Source organism: Vreelandella stevensii S18214 (assembly GCF_000275725.1).
Classification (GTDB): domain Bacteria; phylum Pseudomonadota; class Gammaproteobacteria; order Pseudomonadales; family Halomonadaceae; genus Vreelandella; species Vreelandella stevensii.
This window is the reverse complement of record NZ_AJTS01000014.1, coordinates 1-18946: the sequence shown is the minus strand read 5'-3', so window position 1 is coordinate 18946 and position 18946 is coordinate 1. Positions and strand designations below refer to the sequence as shown.

The following is an 18946-nucleotide window of genomic DNA, read 5'->3' as shown; positions in this document are numbered from 1 at the left end:
TTATTGATTGATCCATGTGCGTAATAGATTAGCAAAATTTTCGATAATCGATCACGCGAACATGGCCAAAAGCCGATGAGGTATTGCTTATAGTGGCCAGACCCACAGAATCATCGGTATCGTCACGCACATCACCACCAGCGAGAGCGGCAACCCCAGCTTCCAGTAATCACCAAAGCGGTAGCCCCCTGGCCCCAGCACCAGGGTGTTGGACTGATGACCGATAGGCGTGAGGAAGGCACAAGAGGCGCTGACGGCCACCACCATCAGGAAGGGGTCCAGGGAAACGTCGAATCCATTGGCCAGGCTGGCGGCAATGGGCGCCATCAGCAGCGCGGCAGCGGCATTATTGACCACGTTCGACAGCAGCATGGAGAGCAGAAAGAGCCCCGCCAAGGAGACGATCACCGGCCACTCCAGGCCAATGGTCAGCAGCGCGTTGGCAATGATCGCCGCCCCGCCGCTGGTTTCCAGCGCTTCGCCCACCGGCAGCATGGCCGCCAGCAGCACAATCACCGGCCCGTCGATGGCCTGATACCCCTCTCGCAGCGGCAGCACGCCGATCAACAGCGACACCAGCGCCGCCGTGCTCATGGCCACCGCAGCGGGCAGCAGATCCAGCAGCATGGCGATAATAGCCATCACGAAAATACCGATCGAGAGCAACAGTTTGCGCGGCTGGCCCAGGTTCAGCTCGCGGTTGGCCAGCGGCAGGCAGCCCAGCGTGGCCAGGCTGTCGGCGATCTCGTTTTCGCTGCCCTGCAGCAGCAGGACGTCGCCGGTTTGAAAGCGAATGTCGCGCAGCCGCTGCTTGAGCCGGGCGCCGTCGCGGGCCACCGCCACCAGATGCAGGCCAAACTGATGATGCAGGCGCAGTTGGCGCACGCTGCGATTGACCATCATCGAGTCGTTGCGCACCACCGCTTCGATCAACTGCAGCCCTTCGGTATCGACGGGCTGACGCTCCTTCTCGGCTTGCTCGTCGCTCTCTGCTTCTGCGTCTTCCTCGGGCTCGGCAATGACGCTCAGGCCCACCTTGTCTTCCAGCAGCCTCAATTCATCGGGGCCTGCCTCCAGCAGCAGGATATCGCCTTCGCGCAGCACGCCGTGGAAACGGTAGCCTGCCCGCCGGTCATCGTCGCGCACCACCGCCAGCACGGGAATGGTCTCTTCCAGCTCGTCGCGCAGCTGTTGCAGCGTCAGTCCGTTGGCTTTCGAGGCCTCGCTGACCTTGAGTTCGACCAGGTAATTAGCGGTATCGAACATGTCATTATCGGCCGACTGGGCATTGCGTTTGGGGGTGAATCGCCAGCCCACCAGCACAATGAAGGCCAGACCCACCAACGCCACCGCAGCACCCACGGGCGTAAAGCTGAACATGCCGAAATTTTCGCCCGTGATATTGCCACGATACGCCGAGATGATGATGTTCGGCGGAGTACCGATCAGGGTGGTCAGGCCGCCCAGCAGCGAGCCAAACGCCAGCGGCATCAACAGCAGCGAGGGCGACGTATCGTGTTCTCGCGCCAGCCGCATGGCCACCGGCAGCAGCAGTGCCAATGCCCCAACATTGTTCATGACCCCCGACAACAGCACCACCGTGCCCACCAGCACCAGCAGCTGCAGCATCAGGCGCTCGCCGACCTTGAGCACCTGATGGGCAATGACGTCCACCACCCCTGAGCGTTCGAAACCACGGCTCAGCACCAGCACGGCGGCAACGGTGATCACCGCCGGGTGGCCAAAGCCCATGAACGCATCGTCTGCGGGTACCAGCCCCAGCATGACCGAGCCCAACAAGGCCGCCAGGGCCACCAGATCATAGCGAAAACGCCCCCAGACAAACGCCGCCAGGGTGAGTCCAAGAACTACAAACACCAACGTGCTGGGCGCAAGCCCCAAACTTTCCATGGACATAGAGTGCCATCTCCCTGAGCGTTACAGCGGCGCGACTCCCTCCGCCATCTTCTCATTACATTAGACGATCACAAGCAGGCCGTACAGCCTCTGAACAACCGTCATTCACTGCGCAGGGAGCCGCAAAACGCTCGGCAAAACCGAGCGTTAGAGGCGTACCAGGGGAGGTGCAGGTTCAGCGTCAGGCGGGGCGATGCAGGCGCGCCAGCAGGCGTTCGACGGCCTCCAGGTGCTCGGGCTCGTTATGGCACAGCCCTTGGAACACGGCGCAAACATCCAGGAAGGCTTTCAGCTCCATGCCCGGTGCCATTTTCATCAGCCGCTTGGTCAGGCGTGTGGCCTTGGGGGGCTGGCTGGCCAGACGCGCTGCATGGGCCATGGTAGCCTCCATGAGCTGTTCAGGCTCGACCACTTCCAGCACGACGCCGTAGGCAAGCGCCTCGTCGGCATCGATCACGCGGCCCGACAGGGTCAGTTCGAAGGCACGCTGATAGCCGATCTGGCGCTGCAGGAACCAGGCACCGCCATCGCCGGGAATGATGCCCAGATTGAGAAACGTCTCGCCGAAGCTCGCCTTGCGGGAAGCAATACGTAAATCCGCCATATTGGCCAGGTCGAACCCGGCACCGATGGCCGCACCATTCACGGCGGCAATGATCGGCACTTCCACCTGGGCAAGCGCCAGCGGCATGCGCTGAATACCCTGACGATAACGCTCGGCGACTTCTGCCACGTCGCCAGCGAAGTCGCCGCTGCGGTTGGCCATGTCCTTGACATTGCCGCCTGCACAGAAGGCGCTGCCTGCCCCTGTGATGACCAGCACCGATACCTCTGGGTAAGCATTGACCCAACGAGCCGTGGCCACGATGTCATCCACCAGTGCCGTGCCGGTCAAGGCGTTGCGCACGTCATGGCGGTTCAAGGTCAGCGTGGCGACCCGCTCGTGCAGCGTCAGGGAGGCATCGGTCAAGCTGGGCAACGTCATCGTCATTGGTCGCGCTCCACGATAATGCGGGCATCCACGATGGCATACCCGGTAGGGTGCCCCTGCGGATAGGCCAGCACGGGGTTCAAGTCGAGTTCCTGAATCTCGGGGTAGGCCTCCACCAGCCGCGAGACCTGCATCAGCAGAGCCACCAGGGCCGGTTTGTCCACACCGGCAGCGCCGCGCACGCCGTCGAGGACTTTCTGCGCCTTGATCTGTTCCACCATGGCGTAGGCGTCCCGCTCGCTCAGCGGCAGAGCCCGGAAGGCAACGTCTTCCAGCACCTCCACGAAAATGCCGCCCAGGCCAAACATCACCACCGGCCCGAATACCGGGTCACGGAACATGCCGATGATCACTTCGACCCCTGGCTGGGCCATGGGGCTCACCAGCACGCCTTCGAAGCGGGCCCGGGGGTCGTAGGCATGGGCATTGTGCTGGATGGCCTGGAACGCCTCGCGCAGCGCCTCTTCCCCGCTCAGGTGGAGCTTGACGCCGCCCGCATCGGATTTGTGCAGAATGTCCCGCGACACCACCTTCATGGCCAAGGGCTGCTGGCCGGCCTGTTCGATGACCGATGTCAGCTCATCGGACTGGCTTACCCACCACTGTGGGGGCACGGCAATGCCGTGTTCGGCCAACAGTGCCTTGGCTTCGAACTCGAACAGGTCGCGCCCTTCCGCTCGGGCCCCAGCGAGCAGCGCGGCTCCCTTGGCCGTAGGCTGCCAGGCCGTCTCCAGGCGTCGAGCCTGCGTCAGGTACTCGCCTCGCTCGCCCAGCGCCGCCAACACCCTGACCGCGTGTTCGATGGAGGCATACACCGGCAGCCCTGATTCATGCAGGTGGCGTAGCGCAGGCGGCTTGATGGGCGCGTACAGGCTGTACACCACCAACGGCTTTTCGCTGCCCTGGGCCAACGTCAGCAGTTGCTTTGCCCCCTGCAGCTCATCGTCGGCCAGCGACTCGGAAAACCGCAGGCTGTAGCCACCCAACATGCCCACCAGGAAGACGCTGTCGACGCCGGGGTCGGCCATCACGATCTCGACACAGCGAGCCAGCAGCGACGGGCAGGCATCCGAGGAGCCCGCCACATCCACAGGGTTGTCCAGCGCCGCCTGAGGAAGCAGCACCTCTTCCAGAGCGTGACGCGTTGACGGTGCCAGCATCGCCAGGCTCAGCCCGGCTTCGGCGAGCCGGTCGGCGGCGATGGTGGCCTGGCCGCCGCCGTCGGAAATCACCGCGACCCGCTTGCCGGGCGCCTGCTGCAACTGCCCCAGGCCTTCGGCAACCGGCAGGATCTCGTCGGAGTACTGCACCACGCTGACACCCACCTGACGCAGCAGGTCTACCGTCATCTGGTAGCTGCCTGCCAGGGCGCCGGTGTGCGAGCTGGCCGCTTTTTGCCCCTGCTCGGTGGCGCCGGATTTGTACACCACCACCGGCTTGTGCGCCGTGACCTGGCGGGCCACGTCCAGAAAGCGCCGTCCATCCCGAAACCCTTCCACGTACAGGGTCGCCACTCGGGTATGCGGGTCCTCACCGAGATAGCGCAGGTAGTCGTTGAAACCAATGTCGCTTTGGTTACCGGGGCCAATATAGCTACTGAACCCCACCTGGCCGTTATGCTGTGCTTCCAGGGCCAGCGCCAGCAGCATATTGCCCGATTGCGAGACGATACCGATATCGCCTGCCCTGACATTGGTCAGGTCCAGCAGGTTGATGCGCTGATGCAGGTTGAACAGACCGGAGGTGTTGGGGCCGATGATGCGCACCCCATGCGCCTCGGCCGCCGCCATCATCGCTTCCTCCAGGGCAGCACCCGCCGCCCCGGTTTCGCCGAACCCGCTAGCCAGCACTACCGCGCCCTTGATCCCCTGACGGCCACATTCGGCAATCAGCGTCGGTACACTGGCAGCCGGGGTACACAACAGAGCCAGCTCCGGCGTACCCGGCATGTCCGCCAGTGAGGGCCAGGCCGGAATGTCGAGGATCTGCTCCGCCTTGGGGTTGATGGGGTAGATCGCCCCCTCATAGCCGCCCTTGATCAACCCCAGCAGGGCTTTATAGCCGCGCTTGGTCGGGTCGGCAGAGGCACCGACAATAGCGATACCCGTTGGGGAAAGCAGTGTGTGCAGCGGGCTGCGGGAGCCGTGTGATTCGTTGAAGCGGTTCATGACGTGACCTGTAGGGCGAAACGGACGATAAAAGGATTGCAGGGTGGCAGCCGGCTCATTTGCCCTGAAAACGCGGGGCACGTCGTGCGGCAAAGGCATCGACCCCTTCTTGCCAATCGTCGGTGATCGAGCAGGTAAACACGGCGTCCAGCTCCTGCTGAAGCTGGCTTTCCATGCTGGTTTCGCTGGCGCGATTGAGCAGCGGCTTGAGCATCGCCATGGAGACCGGCGCCTGCCCGGCCAGCCGAGTAGCCAGCGCCTGGGCCTGGGCCATCAGCTCGGCTCCCGGATGGTTGGCCAGTGCCAGACCGATCCGAGTGGCCTCCACGCCATCGATGCGGTCGCCCAGATACAGCAGGCGGCGCGCCTGGCCCAGACCCACCCACTGCGGCAGACGCTTCGAAACACCGCCCCCGACACAGGTGCCAATACTGGTTTCCGGAAAGCCGATCTGGGCATCCTCAGCCATGACGATGAAATCACAGGCCACGGCCATTTCTGCCCCCGCCCCCAAGGCATAGCCATTCACGGCCGCCACCACCGGCTTACCCAGCTGGTCGATGGCTTCACAGACATCATTGCCCAACTGCAGATAAGCCCGCCGCTGAAACAGCGAGCGCTGTGCACTGCCATGGGCTTTCATGTCCGCGCCGACACAAAAGGCGCGTCCCTCTCCGGTCAGGATCACCGCTCTTACCTGCGCTGCGCGCTGGGCAAAGCGCAGGGCATCGAGCAGCTCTTCATAAAGGGTTTCAATCACCGCGTTCAGCCGGTGGGGTCGGTTGAACCGCAGGGTCAGCACGTGTTCATCCAGAGAGATCAGGAGCGTTTCATAGGTGGGCAGCGCGGGCGCGTCGGCAGACATGATGCTGTTGGTAACCTCGTTCGGAAAAAGCAAATAAGGAAACGATTGTTCCTTTAAATAAAAAAAGAGAAACAAACGTACTGCCGAACGATAGGACACTGCTGGGGGATAATCAATACATTCGTGACAAAAACATTTATCATTGGCACAAATGTTTTACACCTCATCAAAGAGAGTCCCATGCCTGACCACGCCACCCGCCCTGCGCCCGACCTGGAAAGCGTCCACCGGCAGCTGGCCGAGCACTACGCCACGCTCAGCCCACAGCTCAAACGGGCGGCCAGCTATGTGCTGGAACACCCGACGGAAATGGCGTTTCAGTCAGTGCGTAAAACGGCCCAGGCCGCGTCGGTGACGCCTTCCACTCTGGTTCGACTGGCCAAGCGGCTGGGCTTCGAGAGTTACGAGTCGTTTCGGGAGGTTTTTCAATCGGCGGTGCAGGCTGCACCGGTCGAGCTGAGCGGCCGTGCCAGTCGGCTCAAGCAGCAGGTTCGCAACCCGCAAGAGGCGCTGTTCGTGGAGGTGGGTGATGCCGCTTTCGACAACATTGGCAGACTCTTCACGGCGGATAACCAAGCGCGGGTAAAAGACGCCGCGGAGCGCATACTGGCGGCTCGTCGGGTGGCCGTGATCGGCTTTCGCGATACCTTTGCCTGCGCTTACCACTTTGCCTACGTGGGGCGTATCGCCATGCCCGACGTGACGCTGATTCGCGGACAGGAGGGCGGGCTCCTGACGGAGCTGGCGCCCTTCGACGAACAGGACGTGGTGGTGGCTTTCGGCTTCGAGCCTTACTGCGCCGAAACGGTCAAGGCGCTGGAGATTGCCCGCGCCAACGGCGTGCAGGCCATCGTGGTCACCGACACCCTGCGCTCACCGCTGGTGCCTGGCGCCAGCGTGACCTTCACCGTCGCCAACGCCACGCCTCACTTCTTTCCGTCGCTGCTCTCGGCCATTACGCTCAGCGAAGCGATTCTGGCTGAGTGCGTGGCCGTCGGCCCCGACCAGCTGGTGGATAACGTGGCCAGCTTCGAGCGGCGCATGCGCCAGCTGGGGGCCTATGTCGACGTGGACTAACCCCCGGCTCAGGCGAGCGGCTCAAGGCAGCAGAATGGTCGAGCCGGTCGTCTTGCGGCTCTGCAGCGCATCCTGGGCCTTGCCTGCTTCCTGCAAGGGGTAGCGGTTGGCGACATCGATGCGAATCTTGCCGCTTTCGATCATGGCGAAGAACTCTTCGCACATCATTTCCAGCCGCTCGCGGGTATCCGCATAGCCGTTCAGGCTGGGCCGCGTGACGAACAGCGATCCCTTTTGATTCAGGATACCGATATTAACGCCGTCCACCGGGCCGGACGCGTTACCAAAGCTGACCATCAGCGAGCGCGGCTTGAGACAATCCAGCGACATCTCCCAAGTGTCCTTGCCCACGGAGTCGTACACCACATCACACATTTCACCGTTGGTCAGCTCGCGCACCCGCTCGACGACGTTCTCTTCGGTGTAGTTGATGGTGGCCCAGGCGCCATTGGCCATGGCCAGGTCAGCCTTCTCCTGAGAGCTGACGGTGCCGATCAGCTTCACGCCCAGCGCCTTGGCCCACTGGCAGGCAATCGAGCCCACGCCCCCGGCCGCCGCGTGGAACAGAATGGTCTCGCCGCCCTTGAGCGGCTGGGTTTGACGCAGCAGGTACTGCACCGTCAAGCCTTTCAGCATACTGGCCGCCGCCGTTTCGAAGTCGATGAAATCCGGCAGCTTGACCACCTTGGCCGCGGGCAGCGTGTGCAGCTCGGCGTAGGCGCCCAGCGGGCCCTGGGCATACGCCACGCGGTCACCTACCTTGAGATGCGTGACGCCCTCGCCCACCGCATCGACGATGCCTGCGCCCTCGGTGCCCAGGCCAGAAGGCATGCTGGGGGCCGGGTACAAGCCTGTGCGGAAATAGATATCGATGAAGTTCAGGCCAACGGCCTTGTTGGCGATACGAACTTCACCGGCAGCCGGTGCGACAGGCTCGACCTCGACCCACTCGAGTACGTCGGAGCCACCGGTAGTGGAAAACTGAATACGCTTGGACATCAAAAAACTCCTGTGATTGGCGATGGGGTATCGTTTGTTATGAATTATCGTTTGCCGTGAATGATCGCGTTGAATACCGCTGACCGAAAACACATGACGGGGACGGCACGGGTCCGCTATCCAACCGCGTCGGGGCGCTGAAATCAAGTCGTCCAATCCTCTGGCCGACACACGCCTGTCACGGGTACATGCTAGACTAAGGGCCATTTTATAACACGCCTGGTCACCACAAGACGGATCGTCCATGACCCACCCTGCCATTGAAGTACCCACCCTGATTGCCCACCGCGGCTACTCTGCGGCCGCCCCCGAAAACACCCTCACCGCCGTGCGCGCCGCTCATCAGGCGGGGGCGCGCTGGGTTGAGCTGGATGTTCAACTGCTGGGGGACGGCATGCCCGTGATCTGGCACGACAGCGATGTAAGCCGCTGTTCGGACGGGCGCGGCGAGCTGGCCAGCATGACCTGGCGCCAGGCCCAGGCGCTGGATGTGGGCAGCTGGTTCGGCGACCGCTTTGCGGGGGAGCGCATGGCCAACCTGGAGGCCATGCTGGCGCTGCTGAATGAGCTGGAAATGGGCGTCAATCTGGAAATCAAGGTCAACAAGGGGCGCGACCCCATTACCCTGGTCGATGCGGTGCTGCCCATGCTGCTGGCAGCGCTACCTGCCGAGCGCTGCATCGTCTCCTCTTTTGACGGGGCCGCACTGGCCCACAGCCGTCGGCATGCGCCCCGAGAAGCTCTCGCCCTGGGCGCGCTTTACGGCAGTTTACCCAAGCAGTGGCGCGCCCAATGTGCCGCCATCCAGGCGTTCAGCATTCACCCCCACTGGCCCCGGCTGAAGCGCACCCAGGCCGCTGCCATGCGCCGGGATGGCTATCAGATCCTGTGTTATACCGCCAACGATCCCAGTGCGTTTCAAAGCCGCTGGGCCTGGGGCATCAACAGTGCCATTACCGACGAACCAGCCGCTTTCCAGCGCTATCTCGACAACCGAAAAGAAGGATGACAATGAAGTATCTTGGTGCCCATGTCAGCGCGGCCGGTGGCGCTGATCAGGCCGTGCAGCGCGCGGTGGAGATCGGGGCGACGGCGTTTGCCCTGTTTACCAAAAACCAGCGTCAGTGGCAGGGCAAACCGCTCACTGACGAGGCCATCGCAGCCTTCAAGCGGGCGTGCCGCGTCCATGGCTTCGCGCCAGCGCAGATCCTGCCCCACGACAGCTACCTGATCAATCTGGGGCACCCTGAGGCGGAGGGCCTCGACAAGTCGCGGGCCGCCTTCATCGATGAGATGCAGCGCTGCGAGCAGTTGGGCCTGACGCTGCTGAACTTCCACCCCGGCAGCCATTTGAACAAGATCAGCGAAGCCGACTGCCTGTCGCGCATTGCCGAATCCATCAACCTGGCTCTGGATGCCACTCAGGGCGTGACCGCGGTCATCGAAAACACCGCAGGCCAGGGCACCAACCTGGGCTGGCGCTTCGAACATCTGGCCAGCATCATCGAGCAGGTGGACGACAAGCGCCGGGTCGGCGTTTGCATCGACACCTGCCACGCCTTTGCCGCAGGCTACGACCTGCGCAGCGCCGAAGCGACCCGCGCCACGCTGGACGAACTGGGCAGCGTGGTGGGGTTCGAATATCTGCGCGGCATGCACCTCAACGATGCCAAAAGCGCCTTCGCCAGCCGTGTGGATCGGCACCACAGCCTGGGGCAAGGCAACATTGGCCTGGCGGCCTTCACCACGATCATGCAGGATGCGCGCATCGATGGTATTCCCATGATTCTCGAAACCATCGAGCCCGAGATCTGGGCCGACGAGCTGAATTGGCTGCGCGCTCAGGCCCCGGAGGCCGCCCCCGGCAGGTAGTGAATCACATCGTGAAAGCGTAACCGCGACGTACCGTTGTTGCGCATGGCGTGGGGCCGGTCCGCGAAAAAGCGCAGCCCCTCGCCAACGCCCAGGGTTTGCCAGCGCTCGTCGATGCGCAGCTCCATCTCGCCTTCCACCACCACGATGTGCTCCACCACGCCGCTGGCATGGGCCGTGGATTCGCTCATGGCCCCCGGGGCCAACTCGATCAGGAACATCTCGAACCCCAGCAGGGGGTCGTAGGGGAACAGCAGGCGCGCCTGCATGCCCGCGCTGTCATCCCCCCACACCGACTCCCACCCATCCCGATGCAGCTCGCCCAGCGCGGGCTTGTCACTGTCGAACAGGGTAGAAAACGACACCCGAAACCCGCTGGCGATCTTCCACAAGGTGGCCACCGTGGGGCTCGACTCCCCACGTTCGATCTGCCCCAGCATCGCCTTGCTGACCCCGGTTTCACTGGCCGCGCGATCGAGGCTCCAGCCCCGCTCCTTGCGCAGCTGCTTCACCGTTCCTGAAATATGCTCGGCAATGGTATGCGGCGTTAAAGCCATGCGACTCTCCTGACGGTCGGATTCAGATAGCGGGGTTGGTCGGATGACTATCATGCCAGAAAATGGTTGTGCGTCATAACGCACAATGTTAGCGTGACCATCCGTGCGTTATAGCGCACGCTCAACATAACCACGTGGGAGCCACCCATGGACACGCCAACGACGCTGCCCTCTTCATCATCTGACTCGCCTCATCTATGGCGGGACATGAGCCTGTCTACGCTGATTGCCGGTTTCGTCGCCGTCATCATCGGCTATACCAGCTCCGCTGCGATCATTTTCCAGGCGGCCGCCGCTGCGGGCGCCTCCACGGCCCAGATCAGCTCTTGGCTATGGGCGCTGGGCATCGGCATGGGCATCACCTCGCTGGGGCTTTCGCTGCGTTACCGCATGCCGCTGCTGACCGCCTGGTCGACGCCGGGAGCCGCCTTTCTGGCCACCAGCCTGCCGGGAATTCCCATCGAAGAAGCCATCGGCGCGTTTCTGTTTTCAGCGCTGTTGATCACGCTGTGCGGTGTCACCGGGCTGTTCGAGCGTTTGATGCGCCATATTCCCGGCGCCATCGCCTCGGCCCTGCTGGCGGGCATTCTGCTGCGTTTCGGGCTGGAGCTGTTCAACGTCATGGAAAGCCAGTGGCTGCTGCCGCTGGCCATGCTGGCCGCCTGGGTTGCGGGGCGGCGCTGCTGGCCTTCACTGGCGGTGCCGGGAGTCCTGCTGGTGGGCGTGGGGCTGGCCCTGTGGCAAGGCCAGATCTCGGCCCAGCCGATCCCGCTGGCGCCTACGCTGCCGGTCTTTACCGCCCCGGTATTCAACCCGATGACGCTGATCAGCATCGGCATTCCGCTGTTCGTCATCACCATGGCGACCCAGAACCTGCCCGCCGTGGCCGTCTTGCGGGCGGCTGGCTATCGCCCCAACAGCTCACCGCTGATCACCTGGACCGGTGGCGCCACCCTGCTGCTGGCGCCGTTTGGCGGCTACGCGCTCAACATGGCGGCCATCAGTGCGGCGGTATGCCTGGGCCCAGACGCCCATCCCAACCCCAGGCGGCGCTACACCGCCGGGGTGGCTGCCGGGGTCTTCTATATCGCCATGGGCATCTTCGGAGCCACCGTGACCGGGGTGTTCAGCGCCTTGCCCAGCGTTCTGGTGATGGCACTGGCGGGAATTGCCCTGCTGAGCACGCTGGGCACGGGCCTCGCGGGCGCTTTCGAGAAGAGCGAACAGCGCGATGCCGCCATCGTGACCTTCCTGCTCACCGGTTCCGGCGTGACGCTACTGGGACTGGGCGGGGCTTTCTGGGGCCTGGTGGCGGGGCTTGTGGTACTCAAGATCGGCACATTCAACGCCCGCGCGCACCAGAAGGATCGCTAAAAAAACGCCCCGCCATCGTGGATGGCGGGGCGTCTATCGGCCAGCGGTGTACGGTGGTTACATCACCGCTGGTTCCATGTTGGCCAGGCGCTCTTCATCGAACACGCCGGACATGCGCACCATGGCCAGCGCTTCATCCAGGCTGCTCATCTCTTCGATGACCAGCAGCTCGTTCTCCAGCGTTACCGGCTGACCGGCCTTGTCGGACAGCAACTTCTCCAGCGAGGCCACGTCCATGGCATCGTCGAGATGATGAATATCCACGGACGCACTGTTCTCGCTGGGCAGGTAGATAGTGCCGTTGGAGAAGTCCACGGCGTAGGCGATCACGCCCGGCACGATGAAGAACAGCAGGCCAACGCTATTGGCAATGGCGACCACGGGGTCGACATCACCGCTCAGCTGGCCTTTGCGTTCCGGATAGAAAAGCGTACCGCACCCACTCAATGCCACAATGGAGACACCAACGACCGCCCCCGTCAACCAACGGCGCACTGCTTGCTGCATGGAGGTTCCCTCGGAATTTTCAATGTAACGATAGCCATCATATGAAGTGACACGCTTGTTATAGGCGCAGGCTATCGCGTTACAAAACGGGTCGAGTTTAGCATATTTCGTGCTAAGCACACGCCCTGACGTCTACACAGGATTTTGCCGCCTTCCCCGCTTGGCCGTACAATGCCGCTTTCAACGCTGGATTAAGCGCAACGCGCTTCTCATACTCAGCACCATCGACAACCCAAGGAATGCTCACGCCCATGCGCGCCAGCCAACTATTGATCGCCACCTTGAAAGAAACCCCGGCCGACGCTGAAGTCATCAGCCACCAGTTAATGCTGCGCGCCGGTATGATTCGCCGTCTGACCTCGGGCCTGTATACCTGGCTGCCGCTGGGCCTGCGCACGCTGCGCAAGGTCGAAGCCATCGTGCGTGAAGAGATGAACCGCGCCGGAGCCCAGGAAGTACTGATGCCCGCCGTACAGCCCGCCGACCTGTGGCAGGAGTCGGGCCGCTGGGAGCAATACGGCCCCGAGCTGCTGCGCCTGACGGACCGCCACGACCGCGACTACTGCGTGGGCCCCACCCATGAAGAGGTCATCACGGACCTGGTGCGCCGGGAAATTTCCAGCTACAAGCAGCTGCCGGTGAACTTCTACCAGATTCAGACCAAGTTCCGCGATGAAATTCGCCCCCGTTTCGGCGTCATGCGCTCGCGTGAGTTCATCATGAAGGATGCCTACTCTTTCCATCTCGATGAAGCGTCGATGAAAGAGACCTATCAGGCCATGTACGATGCCTACACGCGCATCTTCACGCGCCTGGGGCTCGACTTCCGCCCGGTGATTGCCGATAACGGCTCCATCGGTGGCACCGGCTCTCATGAGTTCCATGTGCTGGCCGACTCCGGCGAAGACGATATCGTCTTCTCCAACGCTTCCGACTACGCCGCCAACATCGAAAAAGCCGAAGCCCTGCCCGCCCCGTTGGGCAGTCAGGTAGAGCGCAGCGCGCCCAGCGAAGAGATGCGTCTGGTCGACACCCCCGATGCCAAGACCATTGCCGCCCTGGTCGAACAGTTCAACCTGCCTATCGAAAAGACCCTCAAGACGCTGATGGTCCACGCCGCAGAAGGTGGCCTGATTGCTCTGCTGGTGCGTGGCGATCACGCGCTGAACGAGGTCAAGGCAGAGAACCTGCCGCAGGTCAAGGCACCCCTGACCATGGCCAGCGAAGAAGAGATTCGTGCAGCAGTAGGAGCCGGCCCGGGCTCCCTGGGCCCCGTGGGCCTTGACATGCCGATCATCATCGACCGCAGCGTGGCGCTGATGAGCGACTTCGGCGCGGGCGCCAACGTCGATGGCAAGCACTACTTCGGTATCAACTGGGAGCGCGACGCCCCCCTGCCCCAGGTCGCCGACCTGCGCAGCGTGGTAGAGGGCGACCCCTCGCCGGATGGTCAAGGCACCCTGCTGATCAAACGCGGTATCGAAGTGGGTCATGTGTTCCAGCTGGGCCAGAAGTACTCCCAGGCCATGAATGCCAGCGTACTGGGCGACAACGGCAAGACCAGCCACCCGTTCATGGGCTGCTACGGCATTGGCGTGACCCGTGTGGTTGCCGCTGCCATCGAGCAGAACCACGACGATGCAGGCATCATCTGGCCCAACGCCATCGCGCCTTTCCAGGTGGCGCTGGTGCCCATGAACGCCCACAAGTCTCAGCGGGTGCGTGAAGAGTCTGAGCGCCTCTACCAGGCACTCACGGCGGCAGGTCTGGACGTGCTGCTGGATGACCGCGACACTCGTCCCGGCGTCAAGTTCGCCGACCTGGAACTGATGGGCGTGCCGCACCGCCTGGTGATCGGCGACCGTGGCCTAGACAACGGCGAGCTGGAGTACAAGGGCCGCCGCGACAGCGACGCCACCATGGTGCCCGCCGACACGATCGTCGAGTTCCTGCGTGAAAAAGCGGGCCTGGCGCAGGGCTGATCGGTCCTTCATGGTGGACGGCCTGACGCGAGCCCTGATAATGGGGCTCGCAGTGATAGGACTCAACAGCGCCCTCACGGTAAACGCAGCGGAGCCCCCGCTGCGTTCGACCCTCGATGCGGCCGCGCTGCAAACGCCCTATCATCAGTGGCAACTTCAACAGTGGCGCGCCCGTCAGGATGCGCCACTGTCGCGTTTCATGACCGACCCCGACGCGCGCATGGCCTTGCTGACGCGGGTGTATCAGGAGGCGCATCTGGCCGGCCTGCCCCCCGACCTCGTGCTGGCGCTGATTCAGGTAGAGAGCGCCTTCAAGGCCGATGCCGTTTCTTCGGCAGGGGCCGTTGGGCTAATGCAAATCATGCCCTTCTGGGTCGCCGAACTGGGCCTGCCCATGGACGACCTGACCGACCCCAACCGCAATCTGCGCTACGGCAGCACCATTCTGGCCCACTATCTTGCCGTCGAGCGGGGTGACTTCACCCGCGCTCTGGCTCGCTACAACGGCAGCCTTGGGCAAACCTGGTACCCCGAGCGGGTATTGAAGGCCTGGCGCGACCATTGGCGTTAGCCGGTCACTCAGTCACCCTGTCAACCTCTGCTTCAACACTGTGCAGCAAGCCCGCCTTAGCCAGATTGGCCAGCAACTGTGCCACGTCACGCGTTACCTGCGGCAGCGACGCCCCTTCGAAAAACGCCACGAGCGTCTCACTCAATTCCTGCAGGTTCATCGGCTCATGCTGCAATAGAGCCCATACTGCGCGGCTGGTCGCGTTCATTCGATGAATATCACCCCCGTTCTGGCCAATCACGAACAGCTCATCGCCCAGCGACCACTCGAAGGCTGCCGGGCTGGTGTGCCAGTAGCGGGCGTCGTCCAAGGGCAGCGCAGGCACCTCCGGCTGTTCAGCACTTGCCACCGATTGCCCCTGCTGCCGATCTGCTGAGAACGGCTGACCCTCCCAGCGCTGTGCCAGCCACAGGGCTGCCTCATAAGCATCCGAGTATCGCAGCAGAAAGCACGGTAGCCGCTGCAGTAGCAGCAGGAAGCGATCCATCAGCGCCTGATCCGACTCGTGCTCGGCAAAGTTCTGTTGCAACAACTGCCATAGGCCATCGCCGGGCTGCAGGCGTGTCAGTTGGGGGGCCGCCAACATGGGGTCTCGGTCGATCAGCAGCACGGCCCCCAGCGGGGAGCGATCGCCATGGGCTGCCAGTTGGGAACTCGACAAGTTCAGATAACCGTAACGGTCGTCGAAAGGACCAAGATGGCAGGCCACGAAGTGCTGAAAATCTACCGACAAGGCCTCCGGGACCGGTAACCGCAAACGCGGTGCCACGCCAAGCGCGATGCCTTCACCTTCAGGATTGAGCGCCAGCACATCATCCCCGAACACACGGCAGCCTGCGGCAGCAAATGCCGAGGTCAAGGTGCTTTTTCCAGCACGGTGGGCATCGGGAAAAATCACCAGCTGCCCGTTGAGCTCCACCGAGCCACAGTGCAAGCCCACCAGCTCAGGGTGGCGATGCAGGAACGCCCCGGCCAAATCGGCGACAACGCTACAGGCAGTGCCGACATCAGTGTCCAACAAGGCACCTTGGGGCAGCGCGGGAGCCTCCTGCCAGTAGCCGTCGGGGTGCTGCCAAACGCAGATTTCGGGGGCTTCCGGCAACGCCGAGCAGCGTTCGATGGGCCAGCCTGGCATCGCCTGCTGCAACACGGGCAAGAGCTCCTCCGCGTCCACCAGACGCAGGCAGGGGCCGAGACTGGGCAGGCTGATATCGTGAGTGGTGTGGGTTGTCATCGGCCGTTACCACCTTGGCAGTACGCGGCTCAAGCGAATTTCGATGACGCCATCGCGCTCCCAGCGGGATCGATGCGGACGCGAATAGCCAGCCCGGCGACAATCATGAGGGCGGTAGTATTGCTCATCACGACGGGCATGATGCTTGTGCCGAGGGCGTGAGTAGCTGGGGCGTGAGTAGCTGGGCCGCGAACGGCTGTGCCGTGAGCGACGGCCGCGCGCTTCTGCCTGCCCCATCGACAGGAACGTGGGAGCAACGTAGAGCGCTGCGGCCCCCAGCCCAAGGCTGGCCAGCACCTGGCGGCGCGAGCGGCGCTTCTGCAATACCTCTTCAGTTTCATGGGGCATGGTGATCCTCCTGATCAAGGTAATTGAGCAAATTAACGAACACCGTTTCGTAAATCACTCTAGCCAAGCTCAGTGACCGACACCAGACGCCTTCAATGACTTCCCTATTGTTTACTCTTTTTTACCTCTCAGGGTTTTATCGTTAGAGCAAAAACATGACTTTTCAACTGATAATAAATAGATCACAAGGCCATTTCCCTAACCCTGCTTAGGCACATCCCATGCCTGCATTGCGTCAATTTGCGAGAACCCGCACTTTTGCCTGGCCACTTGGCCATCCGCAATACGTTGATCATTGGAGCCCTGTCAGGTCTCCTGCTCACTGGTTGCGCCCATCAGCAGCCATCTACCACGTTATACGAACGCGTCGGCGGGCAGGCCAGCTTGGAAAACGTCGTGGAAAACCTGCTGTATCGCATCGCTGATGACCCCGACATCGTCGGCTACTTTGCCAATAGCAATATCGATTTATTCGCGGCGTCCTTGGTCACTCAGCTATGTGATATCAGCGATGGCCCTTGCCAGTACGAAGGCCCGCCCATGGACCGTGCCCACCAGACCATGGGCATCACCGATGCTCACTTCAACCGGGTAGTAGAGTACTTGAACGAGGCCATGATAGAGGAAGGGATACCGCTAGCCGCACGTAACGACATGCTGGGCCGCCTGGCGCCCATGTATGCCAACGTCATGCGCCTGCAGTAATCTGCCAGCCATCACGTCCGGCGGTCTTGACCTGGTACAGGGCTTTATCCGCCGCTTCATACGCACCGGCAAAGGCCGTTGCCATGGCAATGAAACGCGTGGCGCCAACGCTAAGCGTCACGCGCTTTTTATCCGGGTGAGCGGGATGCGGGTACTCGGCCGCATCGAGCGCCGCCTGAAGCGCTTCGCACTGCTGTGCCAGTACGCTATTGGAAGGGCACGGTAGCAACGCCGCAAACTCATCGCCTCCCAATCGATAAAGCTGGGCCGTCGGCCCCAGCGCCTGCTCGATCATGCTTGCCAGTTGGCGCAGCAGTCGGTCGCCCTGAGGATGCCCCAGCGCATCGTTGTACTGCTTGAAAAAATCGATGTCGATCAAGATCAGTCCCAACGACTCACCCTCGCGACTCACCACGTCCTGATGCAGTGCACTGCGATTCCCGATCCCCGTGAGCGGGTCGCGCATGGCGCGGGCCATCCAGTCCAGTTTCTCAGCAGTGGCGTTTTCCGTCTGACGCAGCTGCCGCTCATGCATCGCCCAAAACCCTAGACCCAGCACGAAGATCAGCAGACTGGAGTAGGTCAACACCTGGTTGTGGCGTCGGGTGCTTTCGGAAAAATCATTGATCGCCATACCGCGCCGATCCAACTGGTGCATTTCGATACGCGTCAGGCAGTCCACGGCGATGAATAGCGCGTGGACCGCGTCGATGGGTTCGATCTGCTGTTGTTCCAGGCGTTCGGTCATCTCGTCGACCAGTGCCAAGCTGGGCAGGGTACAGGAGTAGTTCTGACGGTATACACTGACATCGAAAAGCCCATAGGCAAGATCCAGCGCATGGTTGGCCTCGCTGATGTCCAGTGGCGACGTCGCCACCAGCAGCGACTCTTGGGCGCTCTGCACGTAGCCTCTCGCCCGAGTCGCCAGCTGCTGCCCGGTCAGGCTGCCGGTCTGGCTGAAGTAGGCCTGGATTTCCGGGTAGACCCAACGAGACTCATAGACGATCAATACCATCAGGCCCATGAAACTCATCAAGCTCAAGGAGAGCCACGTCATGTAGCGGGGGCGACGCTTTGGCTCTCCTGGTGGCGCTGCACTCACCACTGCGCCTCGATGCTGCGAATCATCCAGATCCAGTCGTTGAATTCACGCAGGTTTTCGGTATCACGGCCAGAGTATTCACGCTCCACCAGACGCACCGGGCCCCGCGAGCGCAGCGTCAGCGGCTCACCATCTTCGACGGTGACCAGATACCAGACCGGGTTATCCCAGCCCCCCAGGGTCACTTCGTAATCATCCCAGGCAGTGAAGTGCAGTTGCGGGGGTACCGACCCGAAGTGTTCCACCAGAAACTCACGAAACGGAATTCCCTGCATTTCCACGTCGCGCCCCTGATAAGGGTCGTAAACGGTAAAGGTCGTATTGGGCTGCTCACGCAGATCACTGATGGCGATTGTTCTCGGTGGTCTCCCCATTGACCAGATTCAACGCCTGCGCCTGGGCCAAGGTCGGGAGACATAGCGCAAGGAGCAGCCCCAGCACCATGTTGCAGAGAGGTTTCAAAGAAGTGCGGGGCGTTACAGCAGTACGTGGCAGCACAGCGTTCATGGCCGTTCGGTTCCTGGTCAGGGTAGGCGTTCAAGTGGTCACACTTTACCAGAGCATCAGGCCAAAACACTTCAACGGCTGTCAACTGATTTACCACAGGATCGAGTAGGAGGGGGAGTCGCCTCCCCCGTCCTCTCACACCACCGGGCAAACGGATCCGTACCACGGCG

General features: G+C 62.3%; 18 protein-coding genes. 7 read left to right on the top strand and 11 right to left on the bottom strand.

The window, feature by feature from the left end; all coding sequences use genetic code 11:
- Positions 1-87 precede the first annotated feature (87 nt).
- The 4 genes from HSS18214_RS0102175 to HSS18214_RS0102160 all read right to left on the bottom strand — a co-directional run bounded on the left by HSS18214_RS0102175 (position 88) and on the right by HSS18214_RS0102160 (position 5941).
- A complete protein-coding gene (locus HSS18214_RS0102175; RefSeq protein WP_016913668.1) occupies positions 88-1917 on the bottom strand; it encodes an SLC13 family permease in 1830 nt (609 codons plus the stop codon).
- Positions 1918-2098: 181 nt separating this feature from the next.
- Positions 2099-2908 carry an enoyl-CoA hydratase-related protein gene (locus HSS18214_RS0102170; protein ID WP_016913667.1) on the bottom strand — a complete coding sequence of 270 codons (810 nt, stop codon included), beginning with the start codon at positions 2906-2908 and terminating at the stop codon, positions 2099-2101.
- Positions 2905-5076 (bottom strand): acetate--CoA ligase family protein, encoded by a 2172-nt coding sequence (locus HSS18214_RS0102165; RefSeq protein WP_016913666.1) that lies wholly within the window; start codon positions 5074-5076, stop codon positions 2905-2907. Before HSS18214_RS0102165 ends, HSS18214_RS0102170 begins: the two co-directional genes overlap by 4 nt.
- Positions 5077-5131: 55 nt before the next feature.
- Positions 5132-5941, bottom strand: a complete 810-nt coding sequence (locus HSS18214_RS0102160; RefSeq protein WP_026001668.1) for an enoyl-CoA hydratase/isomerase family protein — start codon at positions 5939-5941, stop codon at positions 5132-5134.
- Between the two features lie 180 nt (positions 5942-6121).
- Between HSS18214_RS0102160 and HSS18214_RS0102155 the strand changes: the two genes are divergently transcribed.
- Positions 6122-7018 (top strand): MurR/RpiR family transcriptional regulator, encoded by an 897-nt coding sequence (locus tag HSS18214_RS0102155; protein ID WP_016913664.1) that lies wholly within the window; start codon positions 6122-6124, stop codon positions 7016-7018.
- Positions 7019-7039: 21 nt separating this feature from the next.
- On the opposite strand, the gene HSS18214_RS0102150 is transcribed toward HSS18214_RS0102155, so the two are convergent.
- The gene (locus HSS18214_RS0102150) at positions 7040-8017 is read right to left on the bottom strand and encodes an NADPH:quinone reductase (protein WP_016913663.1); all 978 of its coding nucleotides are present in this window, start codon (positions 8015-8017) and stop codon (positions 7040-7042) included.
- 244 nt (positions 8018-8261) lie between these two features.
- On the opposite strand from HSS18214_RS0102150, the gene HSS18214_RS0102145 reads away from it, so the two are divergent.
- Together HSS18214_RS0102145 and nfo are read left to right on the top strand one after the other, a co-directional pair.
- On the top strand, positions 8262-9026 hold the full coding sequence (locus HSS18214_RS0102145; protein ID WP_016913662.1) for a glycerophosphodiester phosphodiesterase family protein: 765 nt from the start codon (positions 8262-8264) through the stop codon (positions 9024-9026).
- 2 nt (positions 9027-9028) lie between these two features.
- A complete protein-coding gene (gene nfo / locus HSS18214_RS0102140; protein WP_016913661.1) occupies positions 9029-9889 on the top strand; it encodes a deoxyribonuclease IV in 861 nt (286 codons plus the stop codon).
- Here nfo and HSS18214_RS0102135 read toward each other — a convergent pair.
- Positions 9859-10446: a helix-turn-helix domain-containing protein gene (locus tag HSS18214_RS0102135; RefSeq protein WP_016913660.1), complete on the bottom strand. Its 588-nt coding sequence runs from the start codon at positions 10444-10446 to the stop codon at positions 9859-9861. The two genes, nfo and HSS18214_RS0102135, sit on opposite strands and share 31 nt — an antisense overlap.
- Before the next feature lie 147 nt (positions 10447-10593).
- Here HSS18214_RS0102135 and HSS18214_RS0102130 point away from each other — a divergent pair, with 147 nt between their 5' ends.
- Entirely contained in the window at positions 10594-11820 is a 1227-nt protein-coding gene (locus tag HSS18214_RS0102130) for a benzoate/H(+) symporter BenE family transporter (RefSeq protein WP_040460744.1), read from the top strand.
- Positions 11821-11877: 57 nt separating this feature from the next.
- On the opposite strand, the gene HSS18214_RS0102125 is transcribed toward HSS18214_RS0102130, so the two are convergent.
- Positions 11878-12327: a hypothetical protein gene (locus HSS18214_RS0102125; protein ID WP_016913658.1), complete on the bottom strand. Its 450-nt coding sequence runs from the start codon at positions 12325-12327 to the stop codon at positions 11878-11880.
- Positions 12328-12578: 251 nt separating this feature from the next.
- Between HSS18214_RS0102125 and HSS18214_RS0102120 the strand changes: the two genes are divergently transcribed.
- Entirely contained in the window at positions 12579-14309 is a 1731-nt protein-coding gene (locus HSS18214_RS0102120) for a proline--tRNA ligase (RefSeq protein ID WP_016913657.1), read from the top strand.
- Positions 14310-14349: 40 nt separating this feature from the next.
- Positions 14350-14880 (top strand): transglycosylase SLT domain-containing protein, encoded by a 531-nt coding sequence (locus tag HSS18214_RS0102115; RefSeq protein WP_202801268.1) that lies wholly within the window; start codon positions 14350-14352, stop codon positions 14878-14880.
- A gap of 4 nt (positions 14881-14884) precedes the next feature.
- Here HSS18214_RS0102115 and HSS18214_RS0102110 read toward each other — a convergent pair whose 3' ends face one another.
- Both HSS18214_RS0102110 and HSS18214_RS0102105 read right to left on the bottom strand, forming a co-directional pair.
- On the bottom strand, positions 14885-16114 hold the full coding sequence (locus tag HSS18214_RS0102110; protein ID WP_016913655.1) for a PqqD family protein: 1230 nt from the start codon (positions 16112-16114) through the stop codon (positions 14885-14887).
- A gap of 6 nt (positions 16115-16120) precedes the next feature.
- Positions 16121-16462, bottom strand: coding sequence for a hypothetical protein (locus HSS18214_RS0102105; protein ID WP_016913654.1), 342 nt, complete (start codon positions 16460-16462; stop codon positions 16121-16123).
- Positions 16463-16702: 240 nt separating this feature from the next.
- On the opposite strand from HSS18214_RS0102105, the gene HSS18214_RS0102100 reads away from it, so the two are divergent.
- Positions 16703-17167 (top strand): group I truncated hemoglobin, encoded by a 465-nt coding sequence (locus tag HSS18214_RS0102100; protein ID WP_337459479.1) that lies wholly within the window; start codon positions 16703-16705, stop codon positions 17165-17167.
- Here the strand turns inward: HSS18214_RS0102100 and HSS18214_RS0102095 are convergent.
- Entirely contained in the window at positions 17151-18224 is a 1074-nt protein-coding gene (locus tag HSS18214_RS0102095) for a GGDEF domain-containing protein (protein ID WP_016913652.1), read from the bottom strand. The genes HSS18214_RS0102100 and HSS18214_RS0102095 overlap by 17 nt on opposite strands.
- Before the next feature lie 41 nt (positions 18225-18265).
- The gene (locus tag HSS18214_RS0102090) at positions 18266-18643 is read right to left on the bottom strand and encodes a hypothetical protein (RefSeq protein WP_237718580.1); all 378 of its coding nucleotides are present in this window, start codon (positions 18641-18643) and stop codon (positions 18266-18268) included.
- Positions 18644-18946 lie beyond the last annotated feature (303 nt).